General features: G+C 35.5%; 19 protein-coding genes and 1 tRNA gene. 4 read left to right on the top strand and 16 right to left on the bottom strand.

All coding sequences use genetic code 11. From position 1 onward, the window contains the following. The first annotated feature begins 24 nt into the window (after positions 1 to 24). Positions 25 to 477, top strand: a complete 453-nt coding sequence (locus tag IPJ80_12735) for a DUF1573 domain-containing protein (protein MBK7914347.1) — start codon at positions 25 to 27, stop codon at positions 475 to 477. 9 nt (positions 478 to 486) lie between these two features. Beyond that, a complete protein-coding gene (yajC, locus tag IPJ80_12730) occupies positions 487 to 768 on the top strand; it encodes a preprotein translocase subunit YajC (protein ID MBK7914346.1) in 282 nt (93 codons plus the stop codon). Here the strand turns inward: yajC and IPJ80_12725 are convergent. The 3 genes from IPJ80_12725 to IPJ80_12715 all read right to left on the bottom strand — a co-directional run bounded on the left by IPJ80_12725 (position 765) and on the right by IPJ80_12715 (position 3,800). Beyond that, complete coding sequence (locus IPJ80_12725; GenBank protein MBK7914345.1) at positions 765 to 1,505, bottom strand: hypothetical protein; 741 nt, start codon at positions 1,503 to 1,505, stop codon at positions 765 to 767. The genes yajC and IPJ80_12725 overlap by 4 nt on opposite strands. Before the next feature lie 23 nt (positions 1,506 to 1,528). Further along, a tRNA-Arg gene (locus IPJ80_12720) sits at positions 1,529 to 1,602 on the bottom strand. A gap of 116 nt (positions 1,603 to 1,718) precedes the next feature. Next, positions 1,719 to 3,800, bottom strand: coding sequence for a hypothetical protein (locus tag IPJ80_12715; protein ID MBK7914344.1), 2,082 nt, complete (start codon positions 3,798 to 3,800; stop codon positions 1,719 to 1,721). Between the two features lie 61 nt (positions 3,801 to 3,861). Here IPJ80_12715 and ung point away from each other — a divergent pair, with 61 nt between their 5' ends. After that, a complete protein-coding gene (ung, locus tag IPJ80_12710; GenBank protein MBK7914343.1) occupies positions 3,862 to 4,539 on the top strand; it encodes a uracil-DNA glycosylase in 678 nt (225 codons plus the stop codon). 181 nt (positions 4,540 to 4,720) lie between these two features. After that, positions 4,721 to 5,209, top strand: a complete 489-nt coding sequence (locus tag IPJ80_12705) for a hypothetical protein (protein ID MBK7914342.1) — start codon at positions 4,721 to 4,723, stop codon at positions 5,207 to 5,209. Positions 5,210 to 5,386: 177 nt separating this feature from the next. Here IPJ80_12705 and IPJ80_12700 read toward each other — a convergent pair whose 3' ends face one another. The 13 genes from IPJ80_12700 to nrfD are packed head-to-tail and all read right to left on the bottom strand — an operon-like array spanning position 5,387 to position 17,129. Beyond that, positions 5,387 to 5,626 carry a hypothetical protein gene (locus IPJ80_12700; GenBank protein MBK7914341.1) on the bottom strand — a complete coding sequence of 80 codons (240 nt, stop codon included), beginning with the start codon at positions 5,624 to 5,626 and terminating at the stop codon, positions 5,387 to 5,389. Positions 5,627 to 5,636: 10 nt separating this feature from the next. Further along, the gene (locus tag IPJ80_12695) at positions 5,637 to 6,167 is read right to left on the bottom strand and encodes a DUF420 domain-containing protein (protein MBK7914340.1); all 531 of its coding nucleotides are present in this window, start codon (positions 6,165 to 6,167) and stop codon (positions 5,637 to 5,639) included. Next, complete coding sequence (locus IPJ80_12690; GenBank protein ID MBK7914339.1) at positions 6,164 to 6,754, bottom strand: hypothetical protein; 591 nt, start codon at positions 6,752 to 6,754, stop codon at positions 6,164 to 6,166. Before IPJ80_12690 ends, IPJ80_12695 begins: the two co-directional genes overlap by 4 nt. 34 nt (positions 6,755 to 6,788) lie before the next feature. Next, positions 6,789 to 7,268 (bottom strand): cytochrome C oxidase subunit IV family protein, encoded by a 480-nt coding sequence (locus IPJ80_12685; protein MBK7914338.1) that lies wholly within the window; start codon positions 7,266 to 7,268, stop codon positions 6,789 to 6,791. Positions 7,269 to 7,281: 13 nt separating this feature from the next. Continuing rightward, the gene (locus IPJ80_12680; protein ID MBK7914337.1) at positions 7,282 to 8,124 is read right to left on the bottom strand and encodes a cytochrome c oxidase subunit 3; all 843 of its coding nucleotides are present in this window, start codon (positions 8,122 to 8,124) and stop codon (positions 7,282 to 7,284) included. Positions 8,125 to 8,139: 15 nt separating this feature from the next. Beyond that, entirely contained in the window at positions 8,140 to 8,706 is a 567-nt protein-coding gene (locus tag IPJ80_12675; GenBank protein MBK7914336.1) for a cytochrome c oxidase subunit 3, read from the bottom strand. Between the two features lie 14 nt (positions 8,707 to 8,720). Further along, positions 8,721 to 9,611 carry a protoheme IX farnesyltransferase gene (locus IPJ80_12670; protein MBK7914335.1) on the bottom strand — a complete coding sequence of 297 codons (891 nt, stop codon included), beginning with the start codon at positions 9,609 to 9,611 and terminating at the stop codon, positions 8,721 to 8,723. 10 nt (positions 9,612 to 9,621) lie between these two features. Then, a complete protein-coding gene (locus IPJ80_12665) occupies positions 9,622 to 11,472 on the bottom strand; it encodes a cbb3-type cytochrome c oxidase subunit I (GenBank protein MBK7914334.1) in 1,851 nt (616 codons plus the stop codon). Between the two features lie 10 nt (positions 11,473 to 11,482). Beyond that, complete coding sequence (locus IPJ80_12660; protein MBK7914333.1) at positions 11,483 to 12,988, bottom strand: OmpA family protein; 1,506 nt, start codon at positions 12,986 to 12,988, stop codon at positions 11,483 to 11,485. A 19-nt stretch (positions 12,989 to 13,007) separates the two neighbouring features. After that, complete coding sequence (locus IPJ80_12655) at positions 13,008 to 14,333, bottom strand: hypothetical protein (GenBank protein MBK7914332.1); 1,326 nt, start codon at positions 14,331 to 14,333, stop codon at positions 13,008 to 13,010. A gap of 24 nt (positions 14,334 to 14,357) precedes the next feature. After that, positions 14,358 to 15,158 carry a cytochrome c gene (locus tag IPJ80_12650; protein MBK7914331.1) on the bottom strand — a complete coding sequence of 267 codons (801 nt, stop codon included), beginning with the start codon at positions 15,156 to 15,158 and terminating at the stop codon, positions 14,358 to 14,360. After that, positions 15,159 to 15,680 carry a DUF3341 domain-containing protein gene (locus IPJ80_12645; protein ID MBK7914330.1) on the bottom strand — a complete coding sequence of 174 codons (522 nt, stop codon included), beginning with the start codon at positions 15,678 to 15,680 and terminating at the stop codon, positions 15,159 to 15,161. Positions 15,681 to 15,701: 21 nt separating this feature from the next. Next, positions 15,702 to 17,129, bottom strand: coding sequence for a polysulfide reductase NrfD (nrfD, locus tag IPJ80_12640; GenBank protein MBK7914329.1), 1,428 nt, complete (start codon positions 17,127 to 17,129; stop codon positions 15,702 to 15,704). Positions 17,130 to 17,135 lie beyond the last annotated feature (6 nt).

The raw sequence follows: 17,135 nt of genomic DNA, 5'->3' as shown, positions 1-17,135 counted from the left end.
GATTGCTTTTAATACTTTTGTAGCGTGAATACTACTTACTGCAAATATCTTATATTTTTTACAGTTTGGGGAGCATGTCGAAACAAAACAGAACTCCCTGTAAATGAATACAATAAGCTGATTCACAACCCTACTACTGCGTCAGGAATTCTTGATTCGGTCAGCATACCCATCCTGGATGTTAAAGAGCGCGTACTCGATTTTGGAATGGTACATCGTGGAGATACCATCCGTCGAGAGTTTGTTATATATAATCGCGGCAAAGCAAGCTTGCTTATCAGCAATGTCAGCAGTTCTTGTGGATGCGCTAAACCAGAAATTTCAAAAAACCAAATAGAATCAGGTGATTCTACTTCATTAAACATTATTTTTACAACGCAGGACCAAATTGGAACTCAAGAGAAAACGTTTACCATCTATTCCAATACAAATCCTGCGATAACAAAAGTTCAATTAATAGGCAACGTACTAAAATAAAAACTATTTATGAGTATTATTATTCTTTATGTAATTCTTTTTGGAATCATGTATGTATTTTTTATACTTCCAAAAACCAAACAACAAAAAGCTCAAAATCTTTTCATTACAGAAATTAAAAAAGGTGATCAGGTTGTAACGCAATCAGGAATTATTGGTCGGATAACTAAAATTGATGATCTTGTTATTGAGCTCCAATTAGATTCAAAAAGCTTTATAAAAGTTTTGAAATCGAGTATTTCTAAAGAAGCAAGTGATGCTATAAGAGACAAATATTTCCTCGAAATTTAACGGCCCATTTTCGAAACTTCTTTTTGAAATTCCTCCATTGTATACCTTTTGAAATTACCTGATGGAGGCAATAAATCGTCCGGATTAATTTCGGCTTTTAATTCTTTTGCTACCATTTGCAATTCCAATTGGAAACTACCGGTACCCATCAGCATGGAGAATTCAAGTGGAGTCCCGTCCAATTTTATGGTACGGTTATTTTGACTGATAAAGGATGGATCAAAATTTAAATCCTTTGTCACGTATGTCTTTATAGTTATTTCATTTGCAGAATTGCTCCCCCCTTCTGTACCCATTGAAGGCACCATCATTTTTAAATCGACCCGTTTACAAACATGCCCTAAAATCTCTTTCGTGTCTTCAGGAAATTCTTTCACAGAAATGGCTTGCTCAGGACTGTCTTTAATGGCATCCTTATTAGCTTTATTCATTTGATCAGCGATTAAGTACTTTTTGCCCATCATATCCATGTAAAGAAATACAGAATCTTTTTTGGAGTCCAGGATCGTGCTATTTTTCATCATCATCATGGACATTACATTTTTTTGAATTATACCATTAGAATAAACAATAACCTGCATATTGCCCAACATGGAAGCCATTTCTGGGGGTGCATCTTCTCCATTCATTTTCATACCTGCAACCTCCATTCGAATCATGCCTTTAGAAAATTGTCCAAATGAATTAAACGTGCAGAGCCAAAACAAGAAAGAAATGGCAACTAAATTTCTGATCATAAATTATTGAATTTTAAAAGAAGTGATCCCGACACGGTTCGAACGTGTAACCTACTGCTTAGAAGGCAGTTGCTCTATCCAATTGAGCTACGGGACCAAAATTCTATAAACAGATTGCTTTGGTATCCTTGATATTTTTGGACTCGATATCTCAAAAAATCAAAACCCTTATTTAAAAAGCGCACAAAATTAAACAAAACCAAGAAATACCGCTTAGTTCACAAAACTAAATTGTCGGATTTGGCCATTTTTAAGTTTAAAATTCAGATTTAGCCAGCCTCTTGGGATATCACTTCTGATTAGTTCAAAATGAGCATTCCTGACCGATCTCGACTGAATGATTCGTCCATCTGAGCTTATCAGCTCATAAGAAACTATTGATTCCAAATTAGATTGAACCAGAATTTTTTCATTTGTTACTAAATATTGGAATGGCTCCGGAATGCCATTGTTATTGCCAACAGTGGTTCCAACTTTAAAAGTGTATATTTTCGTACAACCTAAACAATCTTTTACTTCAACAGTGTAAACTCCTGTTACTAAATTGCAATTTAAAGGTCCGGATACACCATTATTCCAATGATACGAATACGGTTGACATCCTCCTTCCATCTCAATGGTAATGCAGCCTGTACCATTTCCATCATCTTTTGTTATGATACTATCTTTTAGTAAAAGTTCAGAATTAAATAATAGATCTACTAACAGAAAACTATCACAACCATATTGATTTGATAATTTAAATGTCTGAATTGGATTTTGTCTTGTAAACACAACATTGTTGATGCGAACAGAATCATCATAACACAATGTATCGACAATTTGGTTAATAGAAGATGGATTTACAATAACTGTTACATGAACGATGCTATCGCAGCCATTGATCGTTGACCTTTTTAAAGTATCTACACCACTTTCAAATCCAGAATAATATTTCCTTCCGTTTATAAGTATGGTATCCCCTATGCACACTGAGCTAGTATGATTTGATTCAACTGCTGTGCACTCAAACACTTTAAGTGTCCAAAAATCCGGAGCAGCCGTATTGTTAGCCGGAAGATCGTTGTTAATACTAAAACTTTGAGAAACAACATAAACTGAACCATCTGTTCCAAAACAAAATGCTCCTGCATTATCTCCAGCTGTTCCTCCATAGTTTTTTTGCCATAAAATAGTACCTGAAGTATCTAATTTCATTAGTAAAACGTCACTACCTCCATAATTACCAGTAATATCCTGATCCCTCGAATTTGAGTTTCCTAAAAAAATAATATTCCCATCTTTGTCCAATTGCGCTTTTACCGACGTTTCGTCATTTTTACCGCCAATATTCTTAGTCCATTCCAAGACCCCGTTTTTATCCAATTTCGCCATCCATATATCTTTTGCCCCTTTTAAGCTGTCAACCTGTCCACCCGGAGTAGCAACGGTTCCAAAAATTATCATTCCATTATCTCCTAAATTAATTGCATCTCCAAACAGATCGTCTCCCGGCCCTCCAATGGTGGTGAGAAATACTTTATTAATATTTCTATTGATCTTTAAAATGAATATATCTTTCTTTCCTTTACTCAAGCCATTAAAATCCATGTCATTGGATTCAGATTCGCCAAAAACTAACATTTGTCCACCAAACGCATCTGAACGAAGAATTTTCTTAGCTGTTTCATCTTTTGTTCCTCCAAATGTAAATGCTTTGATGATTGCACCATTCTCATCTATTGAAGTAATTAAAACGTCATTTCCCCCTTTAGTAGGACTTGCAACAACGTCTTTATCTAAGGACTTGGTGTGACCCGCAATAAATACCCTACCCGGTTCCAGGTAAAACAAATCGTTGCACTGATCATTATTGGTACCGCCGATACTTTTTTCCCAAAGCTTAGTTCCGGTATGTGGATTATAACCTACAACCCATATATCCGTTAAACCATACAAGTTTGATACATCCGAACCTTTTCCATTGGTAAATCCACCCAATATTAGATTCCCATTTGCAAGCGTAACATAACTGCTGATCTGCTCAATTTGAGGCCCTCCAAAGGTTTTAATTCGAATTTGATCCCCATTTGGTCTAAACTGGCAGACCATGAAATCATCGGCCCCTTTATTTCCACCTACATTTGTTGAAGCACTTTTGCCCGCTGCGATCAGCATGGTGTCATTATATTGCGAAATTGTCGTACAAACGTCTGAATTATTTCCTCCAAATATTTTACTCCAAACTTTATTTGGCTGTGCGGTTAAAACCAGATTAATTCCACACAAACAGAAGACTATGAGATACTTTTTCATTTTAAAATTTTGAACATTTAATTAAATACCTTTATCTATTAAAAGACTATGCCAAGTTAATATGAAAGACTTGAAAATGGAAGCCGGCTGGAAAGATTTTTTGAAAGCCGAATTTGAAAAGGCTTACTTCCAAAATTTAATTAAGACCTTAAAATCAGAAATTTCAGCTGGAAAAACAATTTATCCTCCAGGTCCGCTAATATTTAATGCATTTGACTCAAGCCCACTGGACAAATTAAAGGTTGTCATTCTAGGGCAGGATCCTTACCATGGACCCGGAGAAGCAATGGGACTGTGCTTTTCCGTTCCAAAAACAATTCCAATTCCACCCTCTCTTCAAAATATATATAAAGAGTTAAACAGAGAATTTGGTTATAAAATTCCTAAACACGGAGATTTAAGTTCATGGGCTAGTCAAGGGGTTTTGCTTTTGAATGCTTCATTAACCGTAGAGCACAGAATTCCAAATTCACATAAAAACTTGGGTTGGCATCAATTTACAGATCAGGTTATCAATTTACTCAGTATACACAAAGAAAACCTGGTATTTATGCTCTGGGGAAATTTTGCAAAATCAAAAAGAACATTGATAAACCCCAACCGCCATTTAATTCTTGAAAGTGCGCACCCATCGCCTTTGGCAGGTGGGAAGTTTCATGGAAACAATCATTTCAAACTGACCAATGAATATTTACAAAAACATGGAAAAGCTGCCATAGATTGGGAAATATTAGATTAATAATTAGTTAATATCATTCGAAATGAACGACTTTAATTTTTATTATATGGCTCATAATCAATGTATTGTGAATTAGTTAAGTTATTAATTTAATTCTTAGCTATAAATAACGGTCAGCTGCTTTGATGGTGTCAAGAAATCAGATAAATTTGCTTATTAAAAACCTTCAAAACAAATCATTATGAAATTCAGAATTCTGTTAGTTCTTGCTATTGCAGCAATTTCCTATTCAGCTGACGCCCAAGATTATAAATCCGCTATCGGATTGCGTCTGGGTTATCCTTTAAGTGTTTCTTACAAAACGTTTATCAATGACAAAGGCGCCATTGAAATTACCGCCGGCTATAGAAGTTGGACATATTACAATTGGTTTAATTTCGGTGGTTATTATCAGCATCACATGCCAATTAAAAGTGTAGACAATTTATCTTGGTATGTAGGTGGAGGAGCTAATGCTTACATTTGGTCATTTGACAATGATTATTATCCAAATAATGATTACTCTTCTTTTTCCCTTGGTATTTCAGGAGTAATAGGCTTCGATTACAAATTTGCCAATATTCCATTAAATGTTAGTTTGGATTGGATTCCTACATTTTTTGTCAACGGATTCGGAGATGGATTCGGTGGTGGTTATGGAGGCATTGCCGTTCGATATGTACTAAAATAATTAAATCATTCGATTATAATTTAAAGCCTTGATGGAAACATCAAGGCTTTTTTTATGTCAGGTTTAATTTGCGGTAAATTTATTGAACGAATGGGCACACGTATTTTGTCGCATGTTTTTCAAAACCCCCCCCTTTTTTTTTTCCCCTTATTTTATTTTTTCTTTTAGAAATGGATTTTAAGAAATGGATTCGCCCTTTTGCTTATTTTGTTTCCATAAATAGGCAAGAACTGTAACAATTATATAGGGCATAGCGAGTAAATATAAAATCCCAGTATTTAAACCCTTACCAACACTACCCCCACTCTTCATATTACTTTCAGCAGCCATCTTACACATAGGACATTGAGAAAATCCAGTTTGTTGCATTAAAATGAAAAGCAACATAATGCTTATTATAAAAATGAATTTTTTCATAGGGTTAAAATTATCGCATGCATGGATAAAGCATTAAAAAACATATGGGTCCACTTATACAAATATACAGCCAAACCGGGAATACAATTTTAGCCAATTTTTTATGCCGTACACGTTGATCAGTTAGACCTCGAATAAACGTAAATAAAATAAATGGAAATGAGATTCCTGATAGAACCACATGAGAAATTAAAAGCAAAAAATAAACCGCGCGAATCGGACCTTCTCCACAATATCTAAGCTCAGGAGTGGTGATATGATAAAGTACATAAGAAATCAAAAAAACACCCGACATGATCAATGCTGTTGACATCAATCGTTTATGGTTTTGAATGTTACCCTTCCTAATTTGTATATATGCAAAAATCAAAACAATCCCTGCAACTGCATTTAGGCTTGAATGAAAAATTGGTAAAAAAGAAAAATCAATGTTTGTTTCTATATGAATTTTGCGCATAAAAACGACTACCAATAAAATCAAAGCACTAAAAAAAGACGCTGCAATATTTAGTCTTTTGATTTCTTGCGGAGTCCAACTCATTTAGAATCTTTTAAACTTAGAAATACAGGGATATGCCTTACGAGTTCCAAAATTTCCTCTTGATTATTTAAACTGTAATAATTTCTGACTTTACCATTTTTATCTAACAAAAGAACCACATCTTGATCCTTATACTGCTCTGGTATTGAATACGCCTCTGTGCTAAATGGATAAACATGATTAGCTGCCATATAAGATTTGAGCCAGGTTTTAGAAACAGGCATTTGAAGCGTTTGAGACATGTCTCTTATCAGTTCACCTGGAAATAAACCAATAATTGTAAATATGTTGATTGAAAACTCTTCTTTAGATTGATTGAATATTTTACGCAACACATCCAAGTGCTTAACCCTAAGAGAATCTGCACCAATAACAGCTACGATCCAATTTTTACCCAAAAGGCTGTCAGAATAGAAAATCGAATCATCTTCAAGACTTGATTGAAAATTAGTCAGTTCAGCTTTCGGGCTTAAATCAGCCATTGCATCTTTTCGCATTTGGGTTCCTTTTGATAAGTAATACCAAGCATAGATTGGAAGTCCTATCAGGATACCAGCGATTAAAATAAGATTAAATGCTTTTCTCATTTAATCTGTTGAAATGATCAGATACAAATTTAAATTAATGATGTTTTTCAATGGCATTTGAATCTTTTGGCTCAGCAGCAGGTGCTTCCTGATGCATTTCTGATGCGTCATGAGCACCGCTCGATGGATGTTTTTCAACTTGCTTTGTAACCCCACCTGTAAGCTCAAGAATTGGTCTATCATTTATATTATTACGCCAATGATACCAGGTATTTCCTTCATAAAAGAAAGCGATGATAGCCCAAATCAATAACATTGTAGGCATCAATACACTTCTTACCAATCCCGGCACTTCATAGCGCATATGCATAAATTCATAAATAATGAAATATGCTTTATACAAAGACATTCCAATCATTAATGAATACATGATAAATCTAGGTAAATGAAATCCTTCTATGATATAGCCTTTACCTACTAAAGCGACCATAACTTCCAACAGAGTAACAATTCCTAAAAGGACAAATCCTCTGAATACAACTTTTTTTCCTTCCTCGTAATTTAAGTGTGCCATCCTATTGTTTAATTTATAGCAGATAAAATACTAAAAACACAAATACCCAAACCAAATCCACAAAATGCCAATACAATCCTATTTTTTCAACCATTTCATAATGATTTCGCCTTTGGACATAAACGCCACTTGCAACATTGATCATAATGATCAATAAAAATACGACTCCGCTCAAAACGTGAAATCCATGAAATCCTGTAATAAAAAAGAAAAGAGCACCAAATGCTTTTGGCCCAAACTGTTGTTCCTTTATTAAGCCAGATTCAGTTTTATATTTTAGTGGAGCCCATTCCCCATTATGCTGATGAATGAGATATGTCTGATGTGCATGAAACGCATCCCCTGCTTTAATATCATGTCCATCCCCTTCCAGGTAAACCCCCGATTCCGTATGCGTGCCAAAAGGATTTGTATGGATTGACATATTTTCTCCACCCATCAAAGTGGTCCATTCCCATGCTTGGCAACCCAGGAAACACAATCCACCAAAAATGGTCATCAACATCCAAAAAACAACGCCTTTCTTATTGTAGCGATGTCCTTCTTGCACAGCACGAACCATCGTTACACTACTTACGATAAGTACAAAGGTCATGAATGTTACAAAAATCAAAGGTTTATGATGAATCCCTCCAGGTAGTGATGAAAACACAAAATCAGGAACCGGCCATGTTGGACTACTAAAACGAAGTGTACCATATGCAATTAAAAATCCCGCAAACGTAAATGCATCAGAAAGCAGGAAATACCACATCATTAATTTCCCATAACTGGCTTTAAACGGTTCTTTTGCGCCCATCCATACGGATTCGTTTTCGTGTCCCTGTTGCGCCTGTAATGTTTGATCGGATGCCATTATATTAATTTTATACTATTGTAATATTAAAAACAGAAGCAAATAAATCCAAAGGATATCTACAAAATGCCAATACTGTCTAACAAGATCAACTTTTAATAATCTCATAGAACTGACTGTGAATGAATTCAAAAAAGCATTTGCAACGCAAACCATAATTGCAGCGATCCCTCCAATTACATGGACTGCATGAATTCCCGACAATGCATAAAGGAAAGAACCGGATACACTTAAATCAATGGTAATGCCACTTGCTACCAAAGCTTTCCAAGACAATATTTGTGATACCAAAAACAAGATTCCTAATCCAAATGTCAAAACAATTCCATAATTATAATTCTTTTGATTCTGGTTTTTTAAACTTTTATATGCCCATTCCATAGTAATTGAAGAAGCAATAATAATTATTGTACTTACAAAAAATTGAACAGGCAATTTAAACTCATACCAATTGCCTGCAGGTCTCCTAACCAAGTAAGCACTGGTTAATGCAGCAAACATCATGGTGATTGAAGCCATTCCAATCCACAGTCCAAATTTTAATGCTTGATAGCGACTTGGAGCCAGATTTTTATCGATCATCTGAATAATTGGCATCAATGAAGCAAATTATTAGTGAGCAATAAGAATAATAGAACAGGCAGATAAATGATAGAGCAAAACATTAGTTTTCTGGCGGCTTGCTCATTATTATGTTTAAAAAGATTCAAACTATAATAGATATAAAATAAAATACACAAGCAAATTCCAATAATAACAAATGTATTTAATAGGCCATTCACGACAAACCAAAATAAGAATACAAAACTCAATGCAGAATAAACGGCGGCATAAAATCCATATTTAGGATCCGGTTTACCGTTTACATCTTTTACCAATTTAAAGCCTGCTTTTCGATAGTCAGAATGACCAAGCCATGCTATTGACCAAAAATGAGGGAATTGCCATAAGTATTGGATGCCAAAAAGACAAAATGCTTCTAAGGTAAATCCATTGGAGGCAGCTACTCCGGCAATTAATGTTGGAAGGGCTCCAGGTATTGCTCCCACAGGAACAGCCAATGTTGAAAACCTTTTTAATGGTGTGTAAACAAAAGCATATAAAACAAAAGACAGCATACCCAAAGAACTTGCAACCGGATTTATCATTGCAAGAAACAATACACCCAAAGTACAAAATATACCACTGATTAAAACGGAAGTGGCAATCGACATACGGCCATCAGCAACCGGTCTCAATGCGGTGCGCACCATTAATTTATCATAGTCTCTTTCCAGGCATTGGTTAATTGCATTGGCAGCAAAGGTTATAAAGCTTCCTCCTAAAATTAAAAATACAAATGTATTTATATTAAAAAGGTCCTTTGCAAGTATAACATAACTCAGAGTTGATGATAAAATAACCATCAGGCTAAGTTTAAACTTAACCAATATACCAATATCCTTGATAAAGGAATAATTTAATGCCGATGAGTTTGTCTGATTCAATTAATTGAAATTAATGGCTGCTGTGTTCCTCTCCTTCTGCCAAAGGAACGTGTTGTTGAATAAACTCTTTATTATCTTTTCCGTAATCATAAGCCCAACGTTGAACTGTTGGAATTTTTTCAGGCCAATTTCCATGACCTGTTTCAATTGGAGTTGTCCACTCCAAAGAATTTGAGCCATATGGATTTTGTTCTGTCATCTTACGACCTTTATACATACTCCAGAAAAAATTTACAACAAATAATAATTGTGCAAAAAATGTAATAATTGCAGCTATTGTTATAAACTTATTCATGTCTGTAAAATCTTTGAATGCATCAAAGTTATCAAAACGATAATAACGTCTTGGAACTCCTGCCATTCCCAGATAGTGCATAGGTCCAAAAACTGCATATGCCCCTATCATAGTGACCCAAAAATGAATCTTACCCAAAGTTTCATTCATAAATCGTCCAAACATTTTAGGAAACCAGTTATAAACTCCTGCAAACATTCCAAAAAAAGCAGCGACACCCATAACAATGTGAAAATGCGCAACAACAAAATACGTGTCGTGTTGCTGAATATCAATTGCAGAATTTCCTAAAAAGATTCCGGTAAGTCCACCGGAAATAAACATCGATACAAATCCAATGCAAAATAGCATGGGAGTATTTAGTCGAATGTTACCGCCATATAACGTACTAATCCAGTTAAATACCTTAACTGCTGAAGGGACTGCTATAATCAGTGTAAATACTACAAAGAAATTGGATATAAATGGATTTACACCTGACATAAACATATGGTGTGCCCATACTATAAATGAAAGGAATGCAATGGCTAAAATTGAATACACCATCGCACGGTATCCAAAAATTGGCTTTCTGGCATGGACTGATAATACTTCAGAAACAATACCCATTGCGGGCAAAATAATGATATAAACTTCAGGGTGACCTAAAAACCAAAATATGTGTTGGTATAAAATGGGGCTACCTCCTATCCTGTCCAATGCTTGTCCGTTAATAAAAATATCAGATAAGTAAAAACTTGTACCTAAACTTCTATCAAATAGCATCAGAAAAAATCCAGAAGCCAAAACAGGAAACGAAAGAAGTCCTAAAATTGCAGTGACCAAAAAAGCCCAAACTGTAAGTGGCATACGCCACATACTCATTCCTTTTGTCCGGAGATTTAAAATAGTTGTGATATAATTCATACCACCTAACAAAACAGAAACAACAAATAAAACAAGCGATACAGTCCACAATGTCATCCCTGCACCACTTCCTATAGAAGCTTGCGGCAATGCACTTAAAGGAGGATAAGCAGTCCATCCACCAGAAAAAGGTCCTGTGCTTAAAAACAAACTGTAGAACATAACTACAGATGATAAGAAAAAGAACCAATAGGAAAGCATATTTAAAAATGGAGACGCCATGTCTCTAGCTCCAATTTGCAGTGGAATCAATAAGTTACTAAAAGTACCACTCAAGCCTGCAGTTAATACGAAGAATACTATAATCGTTCCATGCATCGTAACTAAGGCATAATAAAACTCAGGTTCCAATCTGCCAATGCCGGCATCATTAATTGTAATCCATTTACCTAAAACAGGTTTTAGCCAACTTAAATCTGCATCCGGATAGCCTAATTGCAGACGAAATATGATAGACATCGCAGCCCCAATAACAGCCCAAAAAATTCCTGTCATAAGGAATTGTCTCGCAATCATTTTATGGTCTTGCGAAAATATATAAGTTGTTAAAAAATTAGTCTGGTATTTGTCGCCATGATGGTGTTCATGAAAATGATCATCATAACCCAATTCCTGGATTAGTTTATCTTTTTCAACAAGTGGTGAATGATTAGCTGACATAATTTATGTTTTAAAAAGATAAAATTTTAAATTCAATTCTTCTGTTTTTAGCTCGACCTTCTTCTGTATCATTTGAATCAACTGGTTTGTTTGATCCATTTCCCAAAGCGGAAATCCGATCATTGCTCACTCCTTTTGATACCAAATAATTTTTTATAGCAGCTGCTCTTTCATTGGATAATTTTAAATTAAGATCTGCTGCGCCTGTATTATCTGTATGGCCACTTACTTCAACTTTCAATTTTGGATATTGATCAAAAGTTTCTTTTAAAACATTCAATGCCATTTCAGAAATAGAATCCAATGTTGCGGAACCTGTTTCAAAATATATATTATCCAATCGAATGATCCGATCTGCTGCATTGGTATTGGTTGAATCCAATGCCTTTAAAAGCATGGATTTCATTTCTTCGGTTTTTATAAAAGCTTCTGCTTTAATTGCTTTGCCTTTCAATGGATCCTCATCTGTATTTCGGATGGAGCTTAAATAATATGATTTTTGTTTTTTATTCCAAATTTCCCATTCCTCCGGAGAAACTACCTTCACCAATCTGCGCATGCTGTAATGACCTTTGCCACATAATTCAGCACATGCCAATTCGTATTCAAAAGTTTTCCATTTTGGTGGACTTGCGGGATCATTTGGATCAGAAGGCATTTGGTATTCAGGATACTTTCTTAATTCCTGACGAAACTCTTCTGTGGTTTTAATGGGTGTAAAAATAAAATAGGTTGGAATTCCAGGAACCGCATCCATTTTAACCCGAAAATGAGGTAAATAAAAATTATGCAATACATCGCGGGCTGAAATTCTAACCCGTATTTTTTTCCCTTTGGGAATGACCAGTTCATCAGCATTAAAATCGTCGTGATTTCGATCATCGTTCCAATCCTGACCTAATTCATTTACGCCAGGTTTTATTAATCTAAAATCTTTAACACCTAATTTACCATCCTGACCTGGATATCTTAAGTTCCATGCAAACTGCCATCCTGTTGCTTCTATTTCTATAAAATCTTCTCCTTTGGTAACATCAGCCATTACTTTATTCCAGGTTACAAGTCCCTGAACAACTAAAATTGTCATGACCAATGCAGGCAATGCGGTCCAAATTACTTCCAACCGATTGTCATGTGGAAGGAACAAGGCTTTCTTCCCGGTTGTATACCTAAATTTATAGGAAAACCAGAATAATGCAACATGACAAATCAAGAATACGATTCCTGTAAAAATCAAGGTAACATTAAACATACTGTCAATAGAACTACCATGTTCAGAAGCAGCTTTTAAGGGTCCATAGCCTAGCAACCGATTTGCATAGTATAATGATCCCCAGAAAAAAGAACCAAGAAACAGGACTCCAAAAATCAATAGCCACTTGCCATTTTGATTGGCACTGTGAGTCTCTGTTTCCTCTTTACCACGCATTTCAGCAGTGATCTCATTAATTTTAGCAATTTGAAGTAGAACTACAAAAAGCAATATGATAGAAAATATTGTAATTAAAGCAGTCATGTCTTAATTTTTCGTTTTGCTATACATGATGATGTAAACTCTCTTGTAAAAATGGATCGTTCTTTGGCACTAAAGGTGCTTTAGATAAAAAATGCAAGGTGGTTGCAAAAAATAAAGCCAAAAAACCAATCATCAGCCCAATATCAGCCAAGCCTGGAATAAAATATCCTACTGGTGGCATGTGTTTATCATTTGCATGGCCTTCATGTTCATTAACTTCATGTTGTGCAGGCGCGGCATGTGTATCTTTAGTCAATGCTTCATTTGTTGCAGGTCCAGTGTGATGTTCCATACTCATTTCAAGTGAAGTATGATACGTACCTGGTTTTACCATTTGGAACGTATCCCACCAGTGGCCAAAAAATACGATGATTCCAACTGCAATTAAAGTTCCGTATTTACGCTTATTATCATTTCGCATTAAAATTAAAAAAGGCAATGCAAAATTAAGAACCAGGTTCCCATAAAATAATATTGGATATTGTTGAATCCGGGTTTGAAAATAAACTGTTTCCTCTCCAATATTTCCATACCAAATAAGCATGTACTGTGAAAACCACAAATAGGTCCAAAAAACACTGAAGGCAAACATAAATTTACCCAGATCATGAAAATGTTCCTGATTTACATTGTGGTAATATCCTCTGGATTTAAGATAAATCAGAAATAAGATGGTTAGTGCAATCATGCTTACAAAACAACTGGCTCCTGTATACCAGGCAAACATGGTGCTATACCAATGCGGATCAACTGACATATACCACAACCATATAACAGCAGCACTTGAAAATCCAGCTACTGGTAAAAATATTGCAGCCCAAAATTTCATTTTATTATAGTGTTCAAAATGTTGATCCCCATGATCATCTTCTTCAACACTTAATTTGCGCATTTTAGAAGCAAAAAATATCCAACTTGCCAAAATGCCTAAACCAACAACACTGTAGAAATGCTTGTTTAAAAAACTGGATTTGCCTTTAAGCACTTCATCATTTGCAACTATATCTGAATCAGACCAATGGTATAAATGATGCCAGTTAAAATATACCCCAAGGGCTATAAAAAACATAATAGCAAAACCAACCCATAAAAATCCAGACATCGCCTCCCAAACTCGCTTAAAACCAACATTCCATCCTGCATAAGCGGTTCGGCTGACACAAATAAAAAACAAGGCCATTAAAGCAATTAATGTAAAAAATACACCATTTTGCAGAAGACTACTCCAAAAGCGAGTAAAATAAGCATCATCCGTAAGCAAAATTGTAACCAGAGACAGGATTCCTATAAAACCCATCACTCCTAATACAACTTTATCTTTTGTTGGTATCTGTATCGTATTCATTTTGTTTCCTACTTGAAATTCAAATTATTTTTTAACATTAACCACCGGAGCAGTTGCAGCTGCAGCTAATTTAGCTGCATCCAAAACTGCTTGCGAACCTGAAAACGTATTTTCTGATTCTGAATATTTTAAGTTTTTAGAAGCTGCTTGTAAGGAGCGTATATAATGTATAACATTCCACCTTTCATTATATGATAATTTATCAGCATAAGCGCCCATCATGTTTTTTCCATACATAATTCCATGATAAAAACGACCTTCTGATGCAGCAATAAATTCATCTTTAAGAAAATTAGCAGGTTGTGCAGGATACTTTCCTCCATCATCCCGTACTAAATATCCTGCGCCATCACCCTTTTCACCATGGCAAATACCACAATAAATATTATAGAGTAATTTTCCTTCATTAAGACCTGCTGTTGTAAGCTTTACCTTGTTGGTAGTGATCTCTCTGGAAGCTCTAAGACGTTCCTCTTCTGTATTTCCATAGTAATAATTTACAGATCCATTTACTGGAGTATGGATGGCATTTGAACTCAAACTGCCTGTATACATTGCTGCGTGTGCAGAATCTGAAATTGATATTCCTCCACGAGCAATCGAACCTTTTACTGGAAATCTAGGTGCAGATAATTTTGCAATTTCTGCAGATGTTCCCCAAGTATGGTAGTAATAATAACTGTTGACATTTGGTTCATAAGCAACGGAATGAACCATGTCTGGCATGTATTCTGTTCCTGTAGCATTGCCTCCTGCAGGACTGCATTGAAACAAACTCAATGCGCTAACTATTGAAATGAATATGAAAATAATCCGATTCATCATTTATATAGATTTAACATTTACCTCTTCTGCTCCAGTCTCCTGAAAGAAAGATCTGGCTTCAGTTTCGGAAATATGATGTTGATCAAAAGCGAGACAAAATTTATCATCCGTAGTTCTTAAATCCAATTGAGGGTTTTGTACTCCTGGCCACAATCCACTTATTGTATAAAACGTAATTGTCATACCCCAAGAAGCAAACAAAACTGTCAACTCAAATACGATAGGAATGAAAGAAGGAACCGGCCAGTATGGTTTTCCACCAAAAATAATTGGCCAATCACTTGTCATAATCCAAGTCATACCAAGAAAAGCGGTCAAAGTACCAATTGCACCGTAAACAAATCCAGCATAGTGCAAACGGGACTCTTCTAAACCAAGTGCTTTTTCCATTCCATGAACAGGAAAAGGGGTAAAGACATCCATGATATCAAGATGTTTACTTTTTGCTAACCGCACAGCACTTAAGAGTTCTTCTTCATCGGAATATATTCCGTAAATAACATCTTTATTTAATTGTCTCATGCTAGGATGATTTATTTTTATTTAGGAATGATGATGTTCATGTGAATCTGAAGTTGAAACAGGATGTTTATGCGTTGCATGCTCACCTATATACTGATCTCCTCCAACCTTCAGAATGTGCTTAATCTCAGCGATGGCAACAACTGGTGCAACACGCACAAAAATCAGGTAAAGTGTAAAAAACAAACCAAGTGTTCCAACAAAAATTCCAATCTCTACCCAAGTAGGTCTATAATAACTCCAGGAAGAAGGCAGATAATCTCTTGCCAATGTAGTAGCAATAATTACAAATCGCTCAAACCACATACCGATGTTTACGAAAATAGACATGAAAAATGTAAGAAAAACACTCCGTCTGTATTTTTTAACCCAAAAAAGTTGCGGTGAAATCACATTACAGGCCATCATGCCAAAATATGACCACCAATAAACACCCATTGCTCTATTAAAAAATGCAAATTGCTCATACACATATCCTGAATACCAGGCAATAAATAATTCTGTCAAATAAGCTACACCAACGATGGTTCCTGTTACAAGAATTACTTTGTTCATGGATTCAATGTGTTCCAGCGTAATGTATTCTTCTAATTTAAGGATTTTACGAGTCATCACCATGAGTGTTTGAACCATTGCAAATCCAGAAAAAATTGCTCCAGCCACAAAGTAAGGTGGAAAAATAGTTGTATGCCAACCAGGAATAACAGAAGTAGCGAAGTCGAAACTAACGATGGTATGCACTGACAATACCAAAGGAGTTGATAAGCCTGCTAGAACCAGTGATAAGGATTCCCAACGTTGCCATTGTTTAGCAGAACCTGTCCACCCAAATGATAAGAAATTATATATTTTTTTACGAAGACCTGTTGCACGATTTCTTACTGTAGCAAAATCAGGCACTAGTCCTGTATACCAAAACAATAATGAAACAGAAAAATAGGTTGAAATTGCAAATACGTCCCATAATAAAGGGGAATTAAAATTTGGCCAAAGAGACCCTCTTGTATTAGGATAAGGAAGAAAATAAAATACAACCCATAAACGCCCAACGTGAATTACCGGAAATAATGCTGCACAAATAACTGCAAAAATAGTCATGGCTTCGGCAGCTCTATTTACACCTGTACGCCAACGCTGTCTAAATAACAATAAGATGGCTGAAATCAAAGTACCGGCGTGACCAATACCAATCCACCATACAAAGTTTGTAATATCATAAGCCCAACCGATCGTCCGGTTCACATTCCAGGAACCAATACCCATCCAGATCGTCCAGCATATGCAAAACAAACCAAAAGCAAGCGTTGAAGCTGCAATGATAAATGCTATAACCCATGCTTTACTAGGGGTTCTTTCTGTTGGAGAACACAAATCTTCAGTAATTTGATGATAGGTTTTGTGTCCTTCAACCAAGGGCCTTCTTACGGGTGCTACAAATCCTCCTGACATGCTTTA

Source organism: Saprospiraceae bacterium, assembly GCA_016714025.1.
Taxonomy (GTDB): Bacteria; Bacteroidota; Bacteroidia; order Chitinophagales; family Saprospiraceae; genus Vicinibacter.
Note: the sequence above shows the minus strand (reverse complement) of the source record. Positions and strands in the feature narration are given on the sequence as shown.

Coding starts and splice junctions, on each gene's coding strand:
- IPJ80_12705 (MBK7914342.1), top strand. CDS start 4,721: ATGAAATTCAGAATTCTGTTAGTTCTTGCTATTGCAGCAATTTCCTAT.
- IPJ80_12665 (MBK7914334.1), bottom strand. CDS start 11,472: ATGTCAGCTAATCATTCACCACTTGTTGAAAAAGATAAACTAATCCAG.
- nrfD (MBK7914329.1), bottom strand. CDS start 17,129: ATGTCAGGAGGATTTGTAGCACCCGTAAGAAGGCCCTTGGTTGAAGGA.
- IPJ80_12715 (MBK7914344.1), bottom strand. CDS start 3,800: ATGAAAAAGTATCTCATAGTCTTCTGTTTGTGTGGAATTAATCTGGTT.
- yajC (MBK7914346.1), top strand. CDS start 487: ATGAGTATTATTATTCTTTATGTAATTCTTTTTGGAATCATGTATGTA.
- IPJ80_12695 (MBK7914340.1), bottom strand. CDS start 6,167: ATGAGTTGGACTCCGCAAGAAATCAAAAGACTAAATATTGCAGCGTCT.
- ung (MBK7914343.1), top strand. CDS start 3,862: ATGAAAGACTTGAAAATGGAAGCCGGCTGGAAAGATTTTTTGAAAGCC.
- IPJ80_12700 (MBK7914341.1), bottom strand. CDS start 5,626: ATGAAAAAATTCATTTTTATAATAAGCATTATGTTGCTTTTCATTTTA.
- IPJ80_12675 (MBK7914336.1), bottom strand. CDS start 8,706: ATGATCGATAAAAATCTGGCTCCAAGTCGCTATCAAGCATTAAAATTT.
- IPJ80_12655 (MBK7914332.1), bottom strand. CDS start 14,333: ATGAATACGATACAGATACCAACAAAAGATAAAGTTGTATTAGGAGTG.
- IPJ80_12645 (MBK7914330.1), bottom strand. CDS start 15,680: ATGAGACAATTAAATAAAGATGTTATTTACGGAATATATTCCGATGAA.
- IPJ80_12690 (MBK7914339.1), bottom strand. CDS start 6,754: ATGAGAAAAGCATTTAATCTTATTTTAATCGCTGGTATCCTGATAGGA.
- IPJ80_12685 (MBK7914338.1), bottom strand. CDS start 7,268: ATGGCACACTTAAATTACGAGGAAGGAAAAAAAGTTGTATTCAGAGGA.
- IPJ80_12660 (MBK7914333.1), bottom strand. CDS start 12,988: ATGACTGCTTTAATTACAATATTTTCTATCATATTGCTTTTTGTAGTT.
- IPJ80_12725 (MBK7914345.1), bottom strand. CDS start 1,505: ATGATCAGAAATTTAGTTGCCATTTCTTTCTTGTTTTGGCTCTGCACG.
- IPJ80_12680 (MBK7914337.1), bottom strand. CDS start 8,124: ATGGCATCCGATCAAACATTACAGGCGCAACAGGGACACGAAAACGAA.
- IPJ80_12650 (MBK7914331.1), bottom strand. CDS start 15,158: ATGATGAATCGGATTATTTTCATATTCATTTCAATAGTTAGCGCATTG.